Origin of the sequence: Occallatibacter sp., from assembly GCF_049582745.1 — a bacterium.
GTDB lineage: Bacteria > Acidobacteriota > Terriglobia > Terriglobales > Acidobacteriaceae > Telmatobacter.
Window position 1 is genome coordinate 1 of sequence record NZ_JBAUUO010000078.1, and the last position, 19565, is coordinate 19565.

18 protein-coding genes are annotated in these 19565 nt (G+C 59.9%); 10 read left to right on the forward strand and 8 right to left on the reverse strand.

Features of this window, described 5'->3' with window-relative positions:
- The first annotated feature begins 675 nt into the window (after nucleotides 1-675).
- From WCA10_RS13045 to atpC, 7 genes are all read left to right on the forward strand, one after another.
- On the forward strand, nucleotides 676-1134 hold the full coding sequence (locus tag WCA10_RS13045) for a F0F1 ATP synthase subunit B family protein (protein WP_472822963.1): 459 nt from the start codon (nucleotides 676-678) through the stop codon (nucleotides 1132-1134).
- Nucleotides 1135-1142: 8 nt separating this feature from the next.
- The gene (locus tag WCA10_RS13050; RefSeq protein ID WP_472822964.1) at nucleotides 1143-1895 is read left to right on the forward strand and encodes a F0F1 ATP synthase subunit B family protein; all 753 of its coding nucleotides are present in this window, start codon (nucleotides 1143-1145) and stop codon (nucleotides 1893-1895) included.
- Nucleotides 1895-2437: an ATP synthase F1 subunit delta gene (atpH, locus tag WCA10_RS13055; protein WP_472822965.1), complete on the forward strand. Its 543-nt coding sequence runs from the start codon at nucleotides 1895-1897 to the stop codon at nucleotides 2435-2437. The genes WCA10_RS13050 and atpH overlap by 1 nt, the downstream gene beginning before the upstream one ends.
- Nucleotides 2438-2626: 189 nt before the next feature.
- Entirely contained in the window at nucleotides 2627-4159 is a 1533-nt protein-coding gene (gene atpA, locus WCA10_RS13060) for a F0F1 ATP synthase subunit alpha (protein ID WP_472822966.1), read from the forward strand.
- 109 nt (nucleotides 4160-4268) lie between these two features.
- A complete protein-coding gene (locus WCA10_RS13065) occupies nucleotides 4269-5342 on the forward strand; it encodes a F0F1 ATP synthase subunit gamma (protein ID WP_472822967.1) in 1074 nt (357 codons plus the stop codon).
- 74 nt (nucleotides 5343-5416) lie between these two features.
- Nucleotides 5417-6859 carry a F0F1 ATP synthase subunit beta gene (gene atpD / locus WCA10_RS13070; RefSeq protein ID WP_472822968.1) on the forward strand — a complete coding sequence of 481 codons (1443 nt, stop codon included), beginning with the start codon at nucleotides 5417-5419 and terminating at the stop codon, nucleotides 6857-6859.
- 105 nt (nucleotides 6860-6964) lie between these two features.
- The gene (atpC, locus tag WCA10_RS13075; protein ID WP_472822969.1) at nucleotides 6965-7402 is read left to right on the forward strand and encodes an ATP synthase F1 subunit epsilon; all 438 of its coding nucleotides are present in this window, start codon (nucleotides 6965-6967) and stop codon (nucleotides 7400-7402) included.
- A 154-nt stretch (nucleotides 7403-7556) separates the two neighbouring features.
- Here the strand turns inward: atpC and WCA10_RS13080 are convergent, their stop codons facing one another.
- Together WCA10_RS13080 and WCA10_RS13085 are read right to left on the reverse strand one after the other, a co-directional pair.
- Nucleotides 7557-8087, reverse strand: a complete 531-nt coding sequence (locus WCA10_RS13080; RefSeq protein WP_472822970.1) for a hypothetical protein — start codon at nucleotides 8085-8087, stop codon at nucleotides 7557-7559.
- Nucleotides 8088-8198: 111 nt separating this feature from the next.
- The gene (locus WCA10_RS13085) at nucleotides 8199-9200 is read right to left on the reverse strand and encodes a hypothetical protein (RefSeq protein WP_472822971.1); all 1002 of its coding nucleotides are present in this window, start codon (nucleotides 9198-9200) and stop codon (nucleotides 8199-8201) included.
- A gap of 177 nt (nucleotides 9201-9377) precedes the next feature.
- Between WCA10_RS13085 and WCA10_RS13090 the strand changes: the two genes are divergently transcribed.
- Nucleotides 9378-10904 carry a DUF1593 domain-containing protein gene (locus tag WCA10_RS13090; RefSeq protein ID WP_472822972.1) on the forward strand — a complete coding sequence of 509 codons (1527 nt, stop codon included), beginning with the start codon at nucleotides 9378-9380 and terminating at the stop codon, nucleotides 10902-10904.
- Between the two features lie 48 nt (nucleotides 10905-10952).
- Here the strand turns inward: WCA10_RS13090 and WCA10_RS13095 are convergent, their stop codons facing one another.
- On the reverse strand, nucleotides 10953-12017 hold the full coding sequence (locus WCA10_RS13095; protein WP_472822973.1) for a hypothetical protein: 1065 nt from the start codon (nucleotides 12015-12017) through the stop codon (nucleotides 10953-10955).
- Nucleotides 12018-12207: 190 nt separating this feature from the next.
- On the opposite strand from WCA10_RS13095, the gene WCA10_RS13100 reads away from it, so the two are divergent.
- Both WCA10_RS13100 and WCA10_RS13105 read left to right on the forward strand, forming a co-directional pair.
- Complete coding sequence (locus tag WCA10_RS13100; RefSeq protein ID WP_472822974.1) at nucleotides 12208-12519, forward strand: hypothetical protein; 312 nt, start codon at nucleotides 12208-12210, stop codon at nucleotides 12517-12519.
- A gap of 105 nt (nucleotides 12520-12624) precedes the next feature.
- Nucleotides 12625-12981 (forward strand): hypothetical protein, encoded by a 357-nt coding sequence (locus WCA10_RS13105; RefSeq protein WP_472822975.1) that lies wholly within the window; start codon nucleotides 12625-12627, stop codon nucleotides 12979-12981.
- A gap of 4 nt (nucleotides 12982-12985) precedes the next feature.
- On the opposite strand, the gene WCA10_RS13110 is transcribed toward WCA10_RS13105, so the two are convergent.
- The 5 genes from WCA10_RS13110 to WCA10_RS13130 form a co-directional block, all read right to left on the reverse strand.
- Entirely contained in the window at nucleotides 12986-13312 is a 327-nt protein-coding gene (locus WCA10_RS13110) for a metal-sulfur cluster assembly factor (RefSeq protein ID WP_472822976.1), read from the reverse strand.
- Between the two features lie 93 nt (nucleotides 13313-13405).
- Nucleotides 13406-14296 (reverse strand): polyprenyl synthetase family protein, encoded by an 891-nt coding sequence (locus WCA10_RS13115; RefSeq protein WP_472822977.1) that lies wholly within the window; start codon nucleotides 14294-14296, stop codon nucleotides 13406-13408.
- A 2-nt stretch (nucleotides 14297-14298) separates the two neighbouring features.
- Entirely contained in the window at nucleotides 14299-16119 is a 1821-nt protein-coding gene (locus WCA10_RS13120) for a hypothetical protein (RefSeq protein WP_472822978.1), read from the reverse strand.
- Between the two features lie 65 nt (nucleotides 16120-16184).
- Nucleotides 16185-18737 (reverse strand): penicillin acylase family protein, encoded by a 2553-nt coding sequence (locus tag WCA10_RS13125; protein ID WP_472822979.1) that lies wholly within the window; start codon nucleotides 18735-18737, stop codon nucleotides 16185-16187.
- A gap of 48 nt (nucleotides 18738-18785) precedes the next feature.
- The gene (locus tag WCA10_RS13130) at nucleotides 18786-19565 is read right to left on the reverse strand and encodes a hypothetical protein (protein WP_472822980.1); all 780 of its coding nucleotides are present in this window, start codon (nucleotides 19563-19565) and stop codon (nucleotides 18786-18788) included.

Sequence of the window (19565 nt, forward strand, 5' to 3'; positions counted from 1 at the left end):
GAACAGGGGGAGGGGTGTCCTGGGCGAGGGCTGCGCCGGTGATGCCGAGGGCGAGCATGCCGCCGAGTGTGAGAGAAAGAAGCCTGCTTTGCATTGGTTGAGAATCCTCCGATTCTTTGCCGGGAAACCGACCGCAGATGGCTGTGCCACTCACAGGGCTTCTCGACTGTTCCAGGGCCCGAGACTTGCGCCCGGGATGCCGTTCAGGAGGATAGACGGGGAATGTCGACCTTGGATGAGGCCGGCGGAGCGGAAATTGATGGGTGAAAGGCAAAAAGCACCCAGAAACTTTGAGGCGGGCTAACCGATCCCGGGAGTGGAAGGACTTCCCGAAACCGGCTGCCCGCTGGACCCTGAAGCGGGTCTAGGTGGTATGTTTAGTTTAGGCCTGTTGTAGCGGAAAGCAAGTTCTTTTTTGGTCCAATTACCCTATTCGTGACAGCAGTCACACAAGCCTCCCGCATCGCGCTCCGCAGCGTTGACTTGGGGGTTTGCCCCTGATACAAAAAGGTGTTCCAGGGCTTTTTCCCGATGGTGTTGTGTAACTAGAATTCTGGAAGGTTGTCGCTCCCTGGTGGTCGCGCCAACTCAGCCGTAGACGGTTGCGAGACATCATCGGAAAAGGCGAAACCCGCGACGGAAAACCCTGTCTGCACGAGTTAACCGAATACAAGCATGGAAGAGATCTTTCAACAAATCGGTGCGCTGCTGCTCGGCGCCACACCTACAATTCTGCTCTTTGTGGCATTGGTTCTGGCTTACCAGATCCTGGTGCAAGGCCCCTTGAGCCGCGCACTTCGAGAGCGCCGCGCCCGCACCGAGGGCGCCATCGAGAATGCCCACCAGGCCATCGGCCGGGCAGAAGCGCGGGCAGCGGAGTATGCCGAGAAGCTTCGCCAGGCGCGCGCGGAGATCTTCAAGATGCGGGAAGCGAGAGACAAGCAGCGTGCCGCTGAGCGTGAAGCCGCGCTCGATGCGGCACGAAAGGCCGCCGGGGCCAGGGTGGGGCAGACCCGGGCTGAGATAGATTCCGAAGCGGAGAGTGCCCGGCAGGCGATCCAGGGATCGGCGGGGGAACTTGCAAATCAGGTGGTTCGAGCGGTCCTGCCGCTGGCTGCCGGGAGTTCCCGTTGAGACAAGTTTTGACGAATTCACGTTCATTCATCCGGCCTTATGGGCTTGTGCTGCTGGGGTTGATTGCATTCGCGCCTGCGCTCATGCCGGTTCGTGCCTTTGCGGCGCAGGTTTCGGAGGTTCCGGCGCAGCCCGAGGTTCAATCTCCCAAAGAAGAGGCGCAGAATCCGCCCCAAACGCAGGCGGCGAAGACCGAGGAAAAGGAAAACGACCTTTACAGGCATTCCGGAGTGGTCCAGTCCCTTGCGCGGATAATCCATCTGGATGTGGAGACGACGGCGCGGTTGTTTGAATTCTTCAATCTGCTTGTCGTGGTGCTGGGCATCGGGATTCCGCTGGGGAGGTTTTTGCCGAAGCTGCTGCGCAAGCGGTCAGAGAAGATCCGCGGAGATCTGGAAACCGCGCGAAAGACGACCGAAGACGCCAATACGCGTCTGGCCGCCGTTGAGGCGAAGCTCGCGAGCCTGGACCACGAGATTGCGAAATTCCGCGCCGAGGTGGAACAGCAGATCGCGTTGGACGAACAGCGCGGCAAGGCCGCCCTCGAAGAAGAGAGCGCGCGGATCGTTGCGTCTGCGGAGCAGGAGATCGGCGTGGCGGCGGCGCAGGCCAAGCGTTCATTGCGACATTTTGCCGCGGACCTGGCCATTGATCAGGCAGTGAAGAAGCTGGTGCTGACACCGGAAACCGACCGGGCGCTGATCGCCGAGTTTGTGAATGAGACCGGGCGCGACGGAGTGCAGGGCGGAGGGAAAAACTGATGGCCGCTGCATTCGCATCACGATATGCACGCGCGTTTGCCGATGTGGCGTCGTCGGCGAAGCTGGACGCAACTGCGCTGGATCGGCAGTTCAACGATTTTCTTGGCACCTGGGATGGCAGCTCGGATTTGCGCGAGGTTTTCCTGAATCCGGCGATTTCGACGACGCAGAAGATTGCGATTCTAGACAAGTTGAATGCCCGGATGGGCCTGCAGAAGGAGATGCGTAACCTGCTGGCGGTGCTGATCCATAACGATCGCATCGGCGACGTGCATGAAGTGGCCACAGCATGGCGTGCGGAGATGCAGGAGCGGCTCGGCATCCGCCAGGCGGAGATTGTGACAGCGCGCGAGCTAAACCCGCAGGAGCGCGCGGAATTGGTAGCGGGGGTTGGCAAACTGGCCGGGACGCGCATTGAACCGACGTTCAAGCTGGATGCGTCGATCATCGGCGGGACCGTGGTGCGCATCGGATCGACCGTGTACGACGGATCGGTGCGTGGGCGGCTGGACAGATTGAAGGAAGCATTGATTGCGGGCTGAAAGCCCGCAACAGGGTCAGGGTTCAGAGATCAGGTATCAGAAGATACTGGCCCCAATTGAGACTTTTGGAAGTGCGAAACAAGTAAGGATTGGAAAAAGGAGTTGGGCGGTCACGGAGTACAGCGGTTGCAGGTCGGCATCTTGAAGAACTGAACCCTGAACCCTGACCCCTGATCCCTAAGGAACGAAATGGCTCAGATCAAGGCAGACGAGATTACGCAAATACTTCGCGAGCAGATCGCGAACTACGATTCGAAGGTGCAGGTCGACGAAGTAGGCACCATCACCTCGCTGGGTGACGGCATTGCGCGCCTCCACGGGCTCGACAAAGTCATGGCGGGCGAACTGCTCGCTTTCCCGCACAGCATTGCCGGGTTGGCGCTGAGCCTGGAAGAGGATTCAGTGGGCGCCGTGATTCTGGGCGACTACACGGAACTCCGCGAAGGTGATGAGGTCAAACGCACCGGCAAGATTCTGAGCGTGCCGGTGGGTGACGCGATGATCGGGCGCGTGGTGAATGCGTTGGGTGTCCCTATTGACGACAAGGGGCCGATCGCGACGACGCAGACCAATCCGGTGGAACGCCTGGCGCCGGGCATCATCGACCGACAGGGAGTGCGCGAGCCCATGGCCACCGGGCTCAAGGCCATCGACGCCATGATTCCCATCGGCCGCGGCCAGCGCGAACTGATCATCGGCGACCGCCAGACGGGCAAAACGGCTGTGTTGCTCGATACGATCATCAACAATGCGAAGAACGACCTGATCTGCATTTATTGCGCGATTGGGCAGAAACGCTCTTCGATTGCACAGGTCGTGCAGACGCTGACCGAAGCCGGCGCCATGGGGCACACGATCATCGTGGCCGCCTCCGCATCAGAGCCGGCACCGATGCTGTATCTTGCGCCTTACGCAGCGACCGCCATAGGCGAATACTTCCGCGATAACGGCAGGCATGCGTTGGTGATGTACGACGATCTTTCGAAGCATGCGATGGCGTATCGCGAAATCTCGCTGCTGCTGCGACGTCCGCCGGGACGCGAGGCGTATCCGGGCGATGTGTTCTATCTCCACTCGCGTTTGCTCGAGCGCTCGTCGAAGCTGAGCAAGGAGAAGGGCGGCGGATCGCTGACCGCGCTGCCCGTGATTGAGACGCAGGCCGGCGACGTTTCGGCGTACATTCCGACCAATGTGATTTCGATTACCGACGGGCAGATCTTCCTCGAAACCGACCTGTTCAACTCCGGTGTGCGTCCCGCCGTGAACGTGGGACTTTCAGTATCGCGCGTGGGATTCTCGGCGGCCATTAAAGCGGTGAAGCAGGTTGGTTCGACGCTGAAGCTGGACCTGGCGCAGTATCGCGAATTGGCGGCATTCGCGCAGTTCGGTTCGGATCTCGATCCGCTCACGCAGAAGCAATTGAATCGCGGTCAGCGCCTGACGGAGTTGTTGAAGCAGCCGCAGTTCCATCCGCTGACCTGGCAGCAGCAGGTTGTGATCCTCTTCTCGGGCACGCAGGGATACCTGGACGATCTGAATGTTTCCGACATCCGCGCGTTTGAGGATGGGATTTACAAGTACTTCGACAGCGCACAGACGGCGCTGATGGAAGACCTGACCAAGAAGAAAGCGATCGACGACGACATGCGCAACCGGCTGCACGCGGCGATCAAGGAGTACAAGGCGAACTTCGTTGCAGATCTGGCCTCCGCCAAGGCGTAGGCAGTTCATAGTTCGTAGTTCTTAGTTCGGAGTCAAGAACAAGAACAAGAACTGCGGAAAATTTGCGGGAACAACTATGAACTTAGAACTTTGAACTGAGAACTCGAAAATGGCAAACGTACTGGATCTACGGCGGCGCATCCGCAGCGTGAAAAACACGCGGCAGATCACCAAGGCCATGAAGATGGTTTCGGCGGCGAAGCTGCGCCGTGCGCAGGAGCGTGCGCTGGCGGCGCGGCCTTACGCGAAGATGATCACGAGCGTGCTGGAATCGCTGACCCGGCGCGTGGATATTTTTGACGAAGCGACCGGCAACCTGCGGCATCCGCTGTTTGCCACGCGACCCGAGAAGCGCGTGCTGATTGTTGTGATCAGCGGCGACAAGGGTTTTGCAGGTGCGTTCAACGCGAATATCACCAAGACGGCGTTCCAGTTCATTCACGGGAACCCGGACAGGGAAATTGACGTCGAGGCGATCGGCCGCAAGGGGCGCGACCTGATGCGGCGGAGATTTCCGATTGCGGAGTACCACGAAGAGACCGACGAGAACGGCGTGAAGCGCCAGGCGCGCAACGAGCGCCGGGGGAAGGTCGAGATTACGGGCGACCATCCCGGGATGCTGCTGAAGCTCGAAGCCAGCCGCGTTTTTGAGCTGGCGCAGAACATCATCTCGCGTTACATACACGAGGAAATCGACGCAGTCTATATCGTCTACAACGAATTCAAGTCGGTGATTGCGCAGCGCCTTGTAGTGGAGCGGCTGTTGCCGATCCTCCAAATTGGCAAGCCTCAGATTGAAGGCGCCGTGGAGCAGACGGAGGAAGAGCGCGAGCGTGCGGCACATGCTGCCTTGAGCGCGGGCATCACGCTCGAAGAAGCGGACACCGAAGAGGCCGATGAGGAAGCGAAGAAGTTCGGCACGGCCAACGTGGACTACATCTACGAGCAGTCGCCCGAAGAGCTATTCAACGGCCTGCTGCCACAGTACATTTCGGCGACACTGTATCACGCGATGTCGGAGTCGGTGGCGGCGGAACATGCGGCGCGCATGACGGCGATGGATTCCGCGACCAACAATGCATCGGACATGATCGACGCCTACACGCTGCAGATGAACCGCGCGCGGCAAGCGGCGATCACCAAGGAAATTATTGAGATTGTGTCGGGAGCGGCGGCTGTTTAGGTTGAGATCCCACTCATGCGCGAAAATGCCGCGCATGAATGGGGCACCCAAGATTTGATTTGAAAAGGCAAAAAATGGCAGAAAACATTGGCAAGGTAATTCAGATCTCCGGTCCCGCGGTGGACGTGCAGTTTGAAGAGGCGACGATGCCGCCGATCTACCAGGCGCTGCGCGTGACCAGCGACGGCTTTGACGTGCCCACACCGATCACCGTCATCCTCGAAGTCCAGCAGCATCTGGGCGAGGGACGCGTGCGGACGGTGGCCATGGAAGGCACCGAGGGCATGGTTCGCGGCATGAAGGCCATCGACCTTGGCGGTCCCATCAGCATGCCGGTGGGTAAGGAGACGCTGGGACGCGTTCTCAACGTCATCGGCGAGCCGGTTGACGAGCTGGGCCCCATCGGCGCAAAAACGCGGATGCCCATTCACCGCCCGGCACCGTTGTTTGACGAGCAGTCGACGCACGAGGAGATGTTCGAGACTGGAATCAAGGTCATCGATTTGATCCAGCCGTTTTTGAAGGGCGGCAAGATCGGCCTCTTCGGCGGCGCGGGTGTGGGCAAGACCGTCGTCATCATGGAGCTCATCAACAACGTGGCCAAGAACCACGGGGGCTTCTCGGTGTTTGCCGGCGTGGGCGAGCGTACCCGCGAGGGCAACGATCTCTGGACCGAAATGACGGAGTCGGGCGTCATCAAGCCGGGCGATTGGGCCAACTCAAAATGCGCTCTGGTCTATGGCCAGATGACGGAGCCGCCCGGAGCGCGCCTGCGCGTGGCCTTGAGCGCGCTGACTGTCGCCGAGTATTTCCGCGACGTCGAAGGGTCCGACACGCTGCTGTTTATCGACAACATTTTCCGGTTCACGCAGGCGGGTTCCGAGGTGTCGACGCTGCTGGGACGCATGCCTTCGGCCGTGGGATACCAACCGAACCTGGCTACGGAAATGGGCGAGCTGCAGGAGCGCATTACGTCGACGAGCAAGGGTTCGGTAACGTCGGTGCAGGCGGTGTATGTGCCGGCCGATGACTTGACCGATCCGGCGCCGGCGACGACCTTTGCCCACCTCGATGCGACTACGGTGTTGAGCCGGCCTTTGTCGGAGCTTGGCATCTACCCTGCCGTAGATCCTCTTGCCTCTACATCGCGTATCTTGTCGGCGCGCATTGTGGGCGACGAGCACTACAACGTGGCGCAGGGCGTGAAGAAGATTCTGCAACGCTACAAGGACCTGCAGGACATCATCGCGATTCTGGGAATCGACGAGCTTTCGGAAGAAGACAAGCTCACCGTGGCGCGTGCGCGCAAAGTGCAGAAGTTCCTGTCGCAGCCGTTCCACGTGGCTGAGCAGTTTACGGGCATCCCGGGCGCGTATGTGAAGATCGCGGACACGGTGCGCAGTTTCAAGGAAATCATCGAAGGCAAGTACGACGACATCCCGGAGCAGGCCTTCTACATGAAGGGCGCGATCGAAGAAGTGCTGGAGACAGCCGAGAAGCTGAAGGCAACGGCGTAAAGGACAGTTCAGAGTTCGAAGTTCGTAGTTCGAAGTTGGCGGTGCCGCAACTGAGAACTCGAATCTAGAACTTTGAACTCAGAACTAAGAACTGAGAACTTACTTATGGCTGACCAATCCAATTCGCTGCGGGTCCGGCTGGTGTCGCCGGAGCGCGTTCTGTTTGACACGACGGCGGACGCCGTGGAGCTGCCCGCAAAAAACGGCTACATGGAGGTGCTTTATGGGCACGCTCCGCTATTGGCCGAACTGGGCGCAGGCGACGTGCGGCTGCATGGCGCACAGGACTCTGGTTCGGCCGGGAGCAAACAGGTTTACAACGTGTCGTGGGGATTCGTGGAAGTGCTGCCGGACCGCGTGACGATTCTGGCGAACGACGCATTGAAGCCGGAGGAGATCGATGTGCCGCGCGCCGAGCAGCAACTTGATCGTGGGCATAAGCAGTGGAACGAGGCGGGCGACAGTGAAGAGAAGTACACCGAGGCGCTCCACGTGATTGCCGAGGCCGAGGCGAAGCTGGCTACGGCGCAGGAGAAGCATTAAAGAACCCGCGCCGGTAGAACGGTAATGACGAAGGCCCTTCTCCAAGGAGTGGGGCCTTCGTGCGTTATGAACGAAAATGTCTCATGCGCTCGTCGAATTCGGCTTGAGATATCCAGCGCTTTCGAAGTTCGAAGTTGAGTGACTTGTTCAGAATTTAATCGAGCGGTCGCTTCAGTGTGCGCATGACGATGCCAAACAGCGGATGCTGCATACGACGATAGTTCCTATCGAGCTTTACCTTCCAGACGTCTGCAACGTCCTCCTTCTCGCGGTATTCGGGACGCACGGTGTAATGGATGTAGTGTCCTATTTCGTGAAAGAGCACGTTCCCTATTCGCCCTTGTCGTATGAAGCACAGCTTTAGCCACCATCCCTTTTCCCAGCCCCTGAGGGCGTTATCAACGAAGATCTCAATCCATGGTTGGGATCCATTCCATGCGGGGTGATAGAGCCCCCGTGCCTCGACGATTCTCACTTTCCGCGTCCTCGATTTTGTCACGCCTCTGCGGCGCCTTCGCGGGAGAGCAGACGAGCTGGTGAGAACGATCTCACTCAGGCCGATCAGATACTGTTGAGGAACTGAAACCAGCATGCGCTCGACGACAGAACGAACGTCAAACGGGGGTATGTATTCCGTATAAGCCTCGACGATTGTCGGACGCTGGGGAGACGCAGAGTCCGACATGTTTGGGGTATCCGTCAAATTCGCACCGACGAGTTGTATCTTATGAAACCGGTCGTACGCTTTGGTTGTGTCAGGATAACTCGCGTGCGTTGTTTATAGAGGTGCTGCAGTTCAAGGCTGGTTCGGATCTATGGGCGTGGCGTCGCCTACGATGCGGCTTGTGACGTGGGTCTGTTCGAAGTCACGATTTTGCGCGTCGAGGATGATCTGGCGGTGGAAGAAGTAGAGTACGTGGATTTTGAATTCCGTCGAGAAGGTGACAGGGAACCAGACGCCGTCGGTCTGCGGCGCATAGGTGATGGTGAAGCCGAGGCCGGGCACGTCGGTTCCGAGCAGCGTGCGGACGGCGAACGGAATCTTGCGCGCCATGCCGGTAGTCACGAGGACCGGTTGATACGCGGTGGTGTCGATATAGGCGTCGCCGCTCCAGCCGAAGTCGTCTTTCTTCTTCGGGCGAAACGCAATGTGGTAGACCTCGCGGTCGTTGAGGCGTTCTCGCCCAATCATGCGGAAAGCGTAGTTGAGCTGATCCTTGGACGTGAGCGGGAAGAGGTGGGAGTCGATGCCATCCTTTGATTTGTCGTGGATCAGGTTCCAGCGCATATTTTCGACAAGGTCGCGATCTAAGGTTTCGTTGCTGTTGGGATCGAAGACGGGATCCTTATCTTTTTCCTTGTCCTTCTTCTTGTCTTTGCCTTTCGCGTTGTCTTGCTTTTTCTCAGATTGGTTCTTGTCGGCATCCTTGCTTGCCTCTTTGGGTTTGTCTTCGTCGCGCGGGAGCAGTTTGCTGTAGCTGATGAACTTGTGATTCTTCACGAAGCGGCCATCGACCTTGAGCAACTGCTCATCCGTCCCCTCGGTTGACGGCGTGAATCGATAGTCGGTGATCTCTTCGCACATCACGGTGTTGCCGCGGCGGGAGGTCATCTTCGCGTGTTGCACGTAAACGTAATGAGCGCGTTCGGCTTCGGCGGTATCCTGATTGATCGCAACGCGGTTCATGACCGATTCGGCAGAGGGGAGGTGCTGGGCTGCGGCGGTCTTGGTTTGAGCTGAACAGATGCAGGTGGAGAGCAAAATGGCTGGAATCAGCCGAGTTCGAAGGCAGATCATTGCGGGCATCACCTCCGGAAATTTGATTGGGATTTGGTCGTCGTTTCGTTTGCTGCGGACCCAATGTAAGCAGAGACACGGGAATTCCGGAAAGGTTTTGATACTACACCGATATTATTGTGCGGGATGAGCATGGGCTTGGCGAAGCTCGGCCCGGGCGCGGAAAGGGGGTTCCCAATGGTGAATCGATTGATCGCGGCGCTTTGGGCGGGAGCGCTTCTTGCCATGCCAAACATGGTGTCGGCACAGGGTCTGCCGCCAACCCATGCGGATGATTTCCGCGGCAAGCCGCGCGTTGTGGTCATCAGCGATATCGGCAATGAGCCGGATGACCAGATGTCGTTCGTGCGATTCCTGCTGTACTCGAACGAGTTCGACATTGAGGCCATGATCGCGACCACTTCGACGTGGCAGAAGACAAAGACCCATGCGGAGACGATGCACCGGTTGATCGAGGCCTATTCGCAGGTGCGGCCGAACCTGCTGCTGCACGCGAAAGGGTGGCCGGATGCGAGCAAACTGGATGCGCGGGTTTTCACCGGGCAGGTTGCCTACGGAATGGCCGCGGTCGGTGCGGGCAAATCGTCGGAAGGGTCGCGGGCGATCGTGCGCGCCCTGGAACGCGATGATCCACGGCCGCTTTGGGTGTGCATCTGGGGTGGTGCGGGTACGCTGGCGCAGGCGCTTCTTGACCTCTCGGCCGCGCATACCGCCGATGCGACCGCGAAGTTGATTGCGCGGTTGCGGGTGTACTCGATCAGCGACCAGGACGATGCGGGGCCCGTGATTCGGCGGACGTATCCGGAGCTGTTCTATATTGTTTCGCCTTCGACGCCGACGAGCGGGGAGTATGCGTCGGCGACGTGGACAGGCATCAGTGGCGACCGGTATTACCGCAACGGCGATGGGGCGGATTCAACAACGGTGACCAACGAATGGCTCGACGCGAACATCCGCAGCAAGGGACCGCTGGGGCAGAAGTATCCGAAGTTCATGTTCATCATGGAGGGGGATACACCGTCTTTTCTGAGCCTGATTGATAACGGGTTGAATGCGTACCGGAGGCCGGACTGGGGCGGATGGGGTGGACGCTATGTTTTTCGACAGCCGTATGGAGAAACGTACGCCATCTGGACGCAGGGCGGCGATGAGTTTGCGCGGGTGGATTCGCGGGATACGGTGACAGGTGTGGACGGGAAGGAACACGTAAGCGACCAGGCGACAATCTGGCGCTGGCGCGAGGCTTTTCAGAATGATTTTGCCGCGCGTATGACGTGGACGGTGGCTGATTTTGCGCATGCGAATCACAATCCGGTTGCCGTAGTGAACGGACAGGGCGGGACGGCTCCGCTGGAGATGGATGTGCACGTGGGTCAGACGATTAAGCTCGATGCCGGGGCGAGCACGGATCCGGATAAGCAGAAGCTGCGCTTTCACTGGTTCCACTATGGCGAGGCTGGGCTAGCGGACGGAAATCTGGCGGCTCTGACACTGGAGGGAGCCGATAGCTCAACTGTGAGGGTAAGGGCCGATGCGGCGTGCCGGCCGCTATGGCTGCCGTTGATTCCATGCAAGGGCGATGGCGTGGCGCACGTGATTCTGGCGGTAACGGATGATGGATCTCCGCAACTCACGTCGTATCGGCGTGTCATTCTGCACGTGCGTGCTGCTGCGCCGAATCAGTCTGCGAGTTCGATTCAGTAGGCAAGCCGGGCACAAGGCGCATCCCACGCCCGGCTTGCGTGCACGGGTTCAGCTCTTTTTGAGCACCAGGGGAATCGACATGCCCTGTGTGAAGCTGCCGTCGATGGTGTCTTTGGCGGCATTGATCTGGCCCTCAAAAGAGGCGCCGAAGGCTTTCATGTCAATGGTGAGCTTCGATCCCTCGCGGGTGACTGAGGTAGTCGGCATCCAGTTCGGGCTTTGGTCGGGGCTCTGCATGGTTGCGGTCAAACCGGTGTCCATGTTGACGATTTTGAATAGGATGCGCAGAGTCCCTTTCGGGGTATCGAGAGAGCCCTGCCAGGTACCGTCGATATCGGACGGCGCAGCGGGTTTGGGGGCTGCGCTTGCGGTTTCGGGTTGGGCACGCTTGAAGTTGAGTTCGAGCGGCTGGCCTTGCGTCCAGGTGCCGGTGATCTCCGACGTGTCCTTGTTAACGGTACCCTCATAGGTGCCGTGTACGGCGTCGACGGTCAGACTGAGCTTGGAGCCGGTGAGGATGGCCGAGTTGACGGGAATGCCATTGGCGCCCTGGTCAACACTGTCGAGAGTGGCGGTCAGGCTGCCGTCCTTGGCAGCGGCGAGGTGGAGGACTAGGCGGAGTTGTGCGGCGCCGACGTTGAGGGTGCCGGACCAGTCCCCGGCGATCGGCGGTGCTGTCGCCGCGGCTGAACTTTGAGACGCGGCTCGTTTAAAGTGGATCTGTGCAGGCGGTTGTGCTGGCTCAGTTTGCGTCCAGGTTCCGCTCACCTCATTGCCATCGGCGCTCACCACGCCCGCAAAGTCGCCTTTGACGGGAGTGTCCTGTCCATTGATGCTGACGACGTCGTCGACGGACATTGTGATGTCGGACTCCTTCAGAACAGTCGACTTCACCTTGATGCCATAGATGTTTTGGTCAATGTTGTCGAAGGTGCAGGTAATCTTCCCATCCGGAGCGGCGGTTGCATGCCACGCGATGTGGAAGGTTGTGCCGTTCGCTTCGAGAGTGCCTGTCCACTCTCCGCCAAGGTTGGCCTGCGCGGAGCCGAAGGGACTGATAGCCAGACCGGCCACGGCGAGAATTGCGAGCCTAAAAAGAAGGGTGCCTTTCATGAAACTCCTTACCGCGGAGTGAAGGCTCCGCGTGGTGCGTGATAAACGTTGACGCGAGGGGACTGCATGCTGAGAAGGTTACGCCGAAACGGGCCTGAAAGTTCAAGAATCGTTGGTGAAATGGGGCTCGGCTCGTGCTTCCCGTAGCCGGCTTTCCTGATCCGGCAGAAGCGCCTACAATTGCCCTGTTATGGGCAAAACGAAGGCTTCAGAAATATTTCAGGTTGCATGTCCCGATTGCGGGGCGATGATCGTTGTGGATGCGGCAACGGGGCTGGTGATCAGCCACACCTCGGCGCCGCGCAAGCGCATGTTTGAGGATCTCGAAACCGCGGCCAAGGCCATGCGCGAGCAGGATGAGCGGAAGGAATCGATCTTCCGTCAGTCGGTTGACGCGGAGAAAAACAAGGAAGACCTCTTCGACAAAAAGTTCGCCGAGGCGCTGCGCAAGGCGAAGGATGCTCCGGCAGGCAAGCCGCTTCGCGATTTCGACCTGGATTGAGATGTGCGTCGGGAAAGCGAGCCGGAGACATGCAGGCGGTGGTTGAATTCTCCGGCTGCCGCAATGCACGGGAATGCATCTGAACGAACAAGGGAGATCGATCTCATGAGCGTTGCAACTTTTCCGGACCGGGAGAACCGGTCCCCGAGGATCACCGAGATGCAGAAAACAGACGCGTTCGATTGGGTAAAGATCGCCGCTTGCGGGACCCTGATTACCGGTGGCTTGCTATTGTTGACCGGGCAGAAGCGCGCGGGATTGGTGATGGCTGCCTCGGGCACTGCGCTGGCCCTGCTGGATCACGAAGAAACCCTGCGTAACTGGTGGAACGCCATGCCGGAGTATGTGGATCGCGCGCAATACATGCTTGAACAGGTGCAGGACGTGGTCGAGGACATCACGGAAAAAGGTGAGTCTATACGGCGGGTTTTGTCGGGGCGTTCAACGACGATTCCCGCGTAACTCCCTAAATTCCCAACTGGCGCCGACCCTCTTCACTGATGCGGTGCGGGGTCCACTTGGGCTCCCAAACTAGATTGACATCCACTTTGCTGATGTCGGGAATGGTGGCGAGCCGGTTGTGCACCTGCTCGAAGATCAGGCCCGATGCCGGGCAAAACTGCGTTGTGAGCGTCATGGTGACCTTCACCCATTGGCGCGGCCACGTCGGCGTGGACTCCGGATCAGGGCCGGTTTCGATCGCGTAGATGAGGCCGAGGTCGACGAGGTTCAGCTTCACCTCGGGATCGAAGCAGTCGCGGAGAGCGGCGAGAATGTCGGATTCGGTGAGCATGCTTTTGTTGTCGGTTGAGCTTTGGAGGATTTCCGCCCATGCCGCGATGAAACTGTGTGGTGGAAGGGCACCGGTGTTAAGCGTGGGAATTCTCTAGTTCTTGCGTTCGACCAGATAGCGCGCCACGGACTTCAGCCCTTCAGCCCTTGAACCGTAAGGCTCCAGCGCCGCGAAAGCTTCGTCGATCAGCATCGCGGCGTCGCGCCGGCTCTGCTCGATGCCATACACAGCGGGCCAGGTTGCTTTCTCGGTGGCGAGGTCTTTGCCCGCCGTCTTGCCCAGGTGCGCCGAGTCCACGGTCATGTCGAGAACATCGTCCACGATCTGGAAAGCCAGACCGGCTTTGCGGCCGAAAGTGTCGAGGCGGGCTACGTCATCCGCAGTGGCGCCCGCGTAAACGCCGCCCGCGACAACGCTGACCCGGATAAGTGCGCCGGTCTTGGCGCGGTGAATTGCCTCGACGAGTTCCGGCGTGGGTTTCTGGTGCTCGCTCTCGATATCCAGCACCTGTCCGCCGATCATGCCGTCGACGGTGCCCACCGCGTTGGCGATGAGTCCGATAATCTGCACGGTTGCGGCGGGCGGCGCATCCAGGCCGGCGAGAATTTCGAAGGCGCGAGTTTGCAGCGCGTCTCCCGCGAGAATGGCGATGGCTTCGCCGAAGGCCACGTGGCAGGTAGGCTTGCCGCGGCGCAGATCGTCGTTATCGAGTGCAGGCAGATCGTCGTGAATGAGCGAATAAGTATGCAGCATTTCGATGGCTGCACCGAGGCGCTCGATACCGGGAGGAAGGGAGCCGGCGATGGTGACGGCGGCCTGCATAGCGAGGACGGGGCGCAGACGCTTGCCCCCGGCAAAGACCGAGTGGCGCATGGCGCCGTGGATCGACGAAGGAACAGTGTCGACCGTGGGGATCAGCGCTTCGAGCGCGCGGTCGGTAAGCTCTGCGCCTTCCTGGATCAGCGATTTCACGTCAGCCGGCATTCCTACTTATGATACCCGAGGTTCGGGTTGCTCGGCGCGCGGGCAAGCTTTCGCTCGACTAAACCTAGGACTGCGATGTAGCCCAACGCCATGATGCTTAGCAAACGGCCCATCACCACGTCGCCCGTTGTAACCCAATCCACATCCAGTTGCACCGCACCTTGCGGAACCGGGACAGCCATCAAGCCGTCGTCGCGATGGGGAAGATGAGGATATGCCGAAATCGCGCCGAAGGCTACATCGCGGCCATTGACATTCACCTTCCATGCGGCGTAGTTGCGCAGGTGAAGAATGAGGTAGCCGGCGTGCGGAGTTTCGGCGTCGAGGCGGAGGTGCTCCGGCGAAAGCCGGCCAAAATGTCGAAGCCAGGAGTAGGTTGCGTCGCAATGCCTGTTCGCCGGATCCCATTCCGGAATGTCGCCGTCGTCAGACTTCGCGAGCACGACGTTTGCGTTGCTGCTCAGGCATGCATCGGGCAGGCCGATGGCCATCAGGCTGTCGTCCGCGCCAGGCGGTGCGTACTCATCGGTTCCCTCGAAACCCTGGCCGCCACGATAGGCGGTAAGCATTCCCTTGACGGAATCTTCGCTGTCGCAATCCTGATGAAAGACGAGCAGTGTGACAGCTGTGATGGAAAGGAAAATCGCGGTGGACGCACCGATGGCGATGACGCGCCGCCAGCGCTTTGCGTGCCAGATGGCCGCGGCAAAGAAGATGCCGAGCGGCGCTTCGACCACGACGAGCCAACGCCATGGAAATTGGAGAAAGCGCAGCTTGGGCACGATGTTCCAAAGCGGAAGCGAAAAGGGGAATTGCAGCAGCAGCACGGCGACAGGGATGAGAGCGAGGGGAATCCACAATGTGCGTTGGCGTAGCAGTCCGCGACGCCACGCGATCAAGAGACACAGCAGCGCGAGGCCAATCATGATGACGCCGATCGCGGAGACGCGCCAAAGCTCAACATCGTGCAGTTCGAGATTGGGGTCGGCGTGCCGGCCAAAGAGGAAACTATTCTCGATTGCGAGGCCGGGGTCGTCGGTGGCCTGGCGGATCTGCACCCAGCGCTGCTCGACCGCAGCGGGGACAAGATAGATTGCGGAGAGACCGAGGCCCAGAGCGACAGCGATTGTGGAGCGAACGACAGGAGCCCACGAACGCTGCAGCAATGCGACGGTTAGGGCTACGGCGGCGAGCAGATAGCAGGCCATCACGCCGAGCGGCGCGTTCGAGAGCCATGCACCGGCGACGACCAGGGCGAGCAATGTGGCCGAGCCGTCGAAGGCGCGACGCCACACGGAGCCCTGCGGATTGCGATCGCGGAAGACGAGCAGGAGAAGTAACGGAATCCAGAAGCCGCCGGCCAACTCGCCGAATGCTGATCGCTCGTAGGCGGTGAACATCGAGTAGCCCGAGAACAGCACGCCGCATCCGGCGAGAGTTGCCGCTCCGTCATCAAGTGCCTGCCGCGCGAGCATGCGCGTTGCAAGGCCCGTGGCTACTAGGAACGAGAAGGTGATTGCAAGCTCGACGCCCTTCCAGGGAAGGATGAAACCGAATGCGGCGCCCAGCATCCAGGTGAGCGGCGGATAGAAAACGAAGCGCGGCTCGCCGGCGCCGTAGTTGGGACTCGGCGCCCATTGCGGATAGAACACGCCGTGACGCCAACTGGCCGCCGCATCGAGCCACGAGGCGAGATGGAAGTCGTAGTCGTGGCCGCATGAGGTTTCGCGGATGAGGTCGGGAGATGTAGCGATGAACGCGGCGAGGCAGATGATAGCCGGGCCGAGAAAGCGCCGCCATCGATAAAAATTCCCAGGTCTCAACCGCGAGCTTTCGCTACCCGGACCGATTTCTAATCCCTGTTCCCTATTCCCTGTTCCCTGTTCTTTCATGGCAGCAGGCGCAGGGTGTGCTGAGTGTTGGCGGAAACGGCGGCGGGCGTGAAGGGCAGCGCGAAAGTGCGGCCGTTGTAGTAGTCATTCCACTGGTCGCGGAAGTAGGGGCTGTAAGGGTTGCCGCTTTCGCCGAGGACAATGTCTTCGGTTGACCCGTCGATGTTACTCCAGTCCATGGTGAATCGCTGCGATGGACCGAAGGAGCGGCCTACCTGCTTTACCGTGATTGTGTCGCCGCTTAGAGGTTGCTCTCCGGTACCGGCGATGCGGCTGATGTAAGGCAGGAAGCTGGACAAGGGATGTTCGATGTCGACAACGTGCCATGAGCCGTAGTTCCAGGTGCTGACATCGGCTGGGGCCTTCCCCTCTTTCATGGCGCGATCAACGGCGTCGGCGAGGAATGCGTCCCAGTCCTTGTAATTCGGCGGAAGCCAATCGGGCTTCGCATTCATTACGATTTCTTCGATGGCGAAGTTGGACTCGGACCACTGGTAATTCTCGGCGTCCTCTTTGCCGAGTTTGGGTTCCAGTATCATCCTGCGGAGGGTGTAGCGGGTCTGGGTCACCAGCGAAGCTGCAGCGGAGTCTACGGTGAGCCGGCCATCCCAGTTGCGCAACAGGTCGGACGCCTTGCGAAGCTCGTCGTCGGCGTTGGGCGCGTGATCGATAGCGGTGGCCAGGCGATGGCCCATCTCCTGGTCCATCTCGCTATAGATATCGGTCTGAACGGCGAGCATGTCAGCGGGTTTCAGCTGATCGCGGCCTTGCAGCAGTTTGTAGATTCGCTCGGCGCGATAGGGGTCGGCCCAATCGTTGGTCAGCGGATATTTTGATTTGTCGGAGGTTACACGCGAGTTGGCGGTGGCCAGAAAGCCCGAGGGCGGATCGAAGGCGTTGGGCAGGTCGTCGAAGGGGATGTAGCCTTGCCACTCGTGCGCGGTATCCGCGATGGGAGTGTTCGCGATTCCTGCGGGCCTGAGCGGAATGAGACCCACGGTGTGATAGCCGATATGGCCCTGATCGTCAGAGTAGACGACGTTTTGCGTGGGCCAGCACCAGTGCGACAGGACCGTCTGAAAATCCGACCAGTTAGCTGCCGTATTGATGGCGTAGAGAGGAATTGAATTCTGGGTTGGATCGTAGAGTGTCCATTTGACCGCAATGGCGCGGGAATCCTTTGTGAAGAGGGGATCGAGCAACGGGCCGTGATCGCTGAAGCGCACATCGTAGGCAACGTCCCCGTGGCCGCGCACGTGAATCGTCTCGCGATCTACACCGAGAGGTTTCCAGCTTCCATCTGCAACCTTGAAGTTGCCTTTACCGTCGAGCGTTTCGATGTAGAGGTCCTGCACATCGGCGTAAAGGGCGGTGAATCCCCAGGCGACATGCTCGTTGTGTCCGGCGATCACGAAGGGCATTCCCGGCAGCGTGACGCCGGCGGCGTGAAAGCCCGGAGCGTGCAGGTCGGCCATGTACCAGATGTTCGGCTCGGTGAGGCTGAGGTGCATGTCATTTGAGAGCAGTGGGTTTCCGCTCGCGGTGTGCGTGCCGGCGATCACCCAGTTGTTGGAGCCGGGCGTGCAATCGCGGCAAGAGCGGTCGATTTGGGTAGAGAAAGTCGCGAGTACGTCGAAGATGGTCGGATTCCACCCAAACCGCAAGAAGCGCGGCTTGGATGGGGCGCCCAGCGGTGTCACAGTGCGGGCGGGGGGCAGTGCGCGGGTTTCGCTGCGTTCATTGTCCTCGTCGTCAGGGGTGCCTGGCGGTTGGGGATGCGGCTTGCTCAGGTCTAGCAGCTCGCCGGTGGGCGGATGATCGCGCCAGGAACCGACCGGATACAGATCCGACTCGAGTTTCGGATTGTGGAGCTTTGCGGCAATGCGCTCGCGCGAGAGCTTCGTGTGCCAATGCGTGTCGAGCATGTCCACCATCATCATGCCAATGCTGATGGAGTCGGCGCCCGTCCAGGGCTGCGGCTTGTAGTGGAGAAAGCGGAATTCGGGTGGGAGGGAATCCTGGCGCTGCGCGATGTAGAGATTTACGCCGCGCGCATAGGCTTCGTAACGGGCGCGCTCTTCGGCGGGAAGGTTGGCGTAGATGCGGTGCGCGGTGTTGCGAAACTCGAACATCCGCTGCGCCTTGTCGTGGCGGAGCAGAGACGGGCCCATGACTTCGGCAAGTTCGCCGTTGGCGTTGCGGCGATAGACATCCATCTGCCAGAGGCGGTCCTGCGCGGTTACGTAGCCTTGCGCGACGAACATATCCTCCTGCGTGGCGGCATCGATGTGAGGAACGCCGTGTGCATCGCGGCGGACGGTTACGGGCGCGGAGAGCGCGGCGAGATGGATGTCGCCGTCGATCTGCGGAAGCGCGGCTTTCGCAGCGGAACGAAGCCAGAGCGTGCCGATGCCGCTGAGCACCACGATAATCGCCACCATCCATGCGGCCGTGATGAAGAGGAACCGCGGCCAGCGGCGTTTGCGGCGGCTTGGTTCTGCAACCGGATGGGCTGCGGACGATGGATTGGCTGGGTGGGTTTCCGACATGGGTCAACTACAGGATAACGCCGTGGAGTTCGCTCCGCGGGAGACCGCTTAGTGCAGATCTGGCGCTGTGTCCGCATGCGGGCTCGTCTGCTCTTGCGGGATCGCGGGATCACTCGAAGGTTTCGGTCTTGTTCGCGCTGGGCAAATGGCGTCAATGTCAACCGGGGGCTGCGAGGCTCTCCCTTGGTTCGAAACGACAGACTTGATTACAGTCTTTGTCGTCGACGCGGACCACGAATCGGAGCAAGCCGGGAATACCTCGTCGTTTCCCGGCTCAACGGGTTTGTGGCGCTCAAACGGCGCCTTGACCATGTCGGCGATCCAGAATGGCAGAGCAGCCACGGTAAACATTACGCCCGTCAGGCCGTTCGCCATCCCATCGCCATCGGGGGCTTCGCGCAGCGATAGAGGAGAACCGTCTGGCAGGGTGAGGCTGACCGGTTGAACCCAGAGACTTCCATTGCGCTGTCCTGGGATCGCCTTACGCACGCAGGTGACGACGCCGGTTACCGGCGTGCCCCGTGGTATTGCAACGGTTCCGCTAACGATTACATTGTCTTTGACAACGAGCCGCACACTCTGGCCCTTCTGCGCCGTCGAGGAGGAAACGGTCTCCAAAAACACCAAAGGTACGTACGTCCCCTTGCGAAGAGCGATTGTCGCGGCTTTAGCTTGTGCGACTTGGTTCTGCCCTCCACTGGTGGCTTGCTGTGCGACGAGGAGCGGCGAGAGGACGAGGCAGAGAGCGGATTGCAGGGTTGTGCGGATCATGGAGGCACGACAGTGGTGTTTCGCTGTGGGTTCGGCGGCGATCAAGATGTGTCGCAT

Coding starts and splice junctions, on each gene's coding strand:
- WCA10_RS13045 (WP_472822963.1), top strand. CDS start 676: ATGGAAGAGATCTTTCAACAAATCGGTGCGCTGCTGCTCGGCGCCACA.
- atpH (WP_472822965.1), top strand. CDS start 1,895: ATGGCCGCTGCATTCGCATCACGATATGCACGCGCGTTTGCCGATGTG.
- atpA (WP_472822966.1), top strand. CDS start 2,627: ATGGCTCAGATCAAGGCAGACGAGATTACGCAAATACTTCGCGAGCAG.
- WCA10_RS13065 (WP_472822967.1), top strand. CDS start 4,269: ATGGCAAACGTACTGGATCTACGGCGGCGCATCCGCAGCGTGAAAAAC.
- atpD (WP_472822968.1), top strand. CDS start 5,417: ATGGCAGAAAACATTGGCAAGGTAATTCAGATCTCCGGTCCCGCGGTG.
- atpC (WP_472822969.1), top strand. CDS start 6,965: ATGGCTGACCAATCCAATTCGCTGCGGGTCCGGCTGGTGTCGCCGGAG.
- WCA10_RS13080 (WP_472822970.1), bottom strand. CDS start 8,087: ATGTCGGACTCTGCGTCTCCCCAGCGTCCGACAATCGTCGAGGCTTAT.
- WCA10_RS13085 (WP_472822971.1), bottom strand. CDS start 9,200: ATGATCTGCCTTCGAACTCGGCTGATTCCAGCCATTTTGCTCTCCACC.
- WCA10_RS13090 (WP_472822972.1), top strand. CDS start 9,378: ATGGTGAATCGATTGATCGCGGCGCTTTGGGCGGGAGCGCTTCTTGCC.
- WCA10_RS13095 (WP_472822973.1), bottom strand. CDS start 12,017: ATGAAAGGCACCCTTCTTTTTAGGCTCGCAATTCTCGCCGTGGCCGGT.
- WCA10_RS13100 (WP_472822974.1), top strand. CDS start 12,208: ATGGGCAAAACGAAGGCTTCAGAAATATTTCAGGTTGCATGTCCCGAT.
- WCA10_RS13105 (WP_472822975.1), top strand. CDS start 12,625: ATGAGCGTTGCAACTTTTCCGGACCGGGAGAACCGGTCCCCGAGGATC.
- WCA10_RS13110 (WP_472822976.1), bottom strand. CDS start 13,312: ATGCTCACCGAATCCGACATTCTCGCCGCTCTCCGCGACTGCTTCGAT.
- WCA10_RS13115 (WP_472822977.1), bottom strand. CDS start 14,296: ATGCCGGCTGACGTGAAATCGCTGATCCAGGAAGGCGCAGAGCTTACC.
- WCA10_RS13125 (WP_472822979.1), bottom strand. CDS start 18,737: ATGTCGGAAACCCACCCAGCCAATCCATCGTCCGCAGCCCATCCGGTT.
- WCA10_RS13130 (WP_472822980.1), bottom strand. CDS start 19,565: ATGCGACACATCTTGATCGCCGCCGAACCCACAGCGAAACACCACTGT.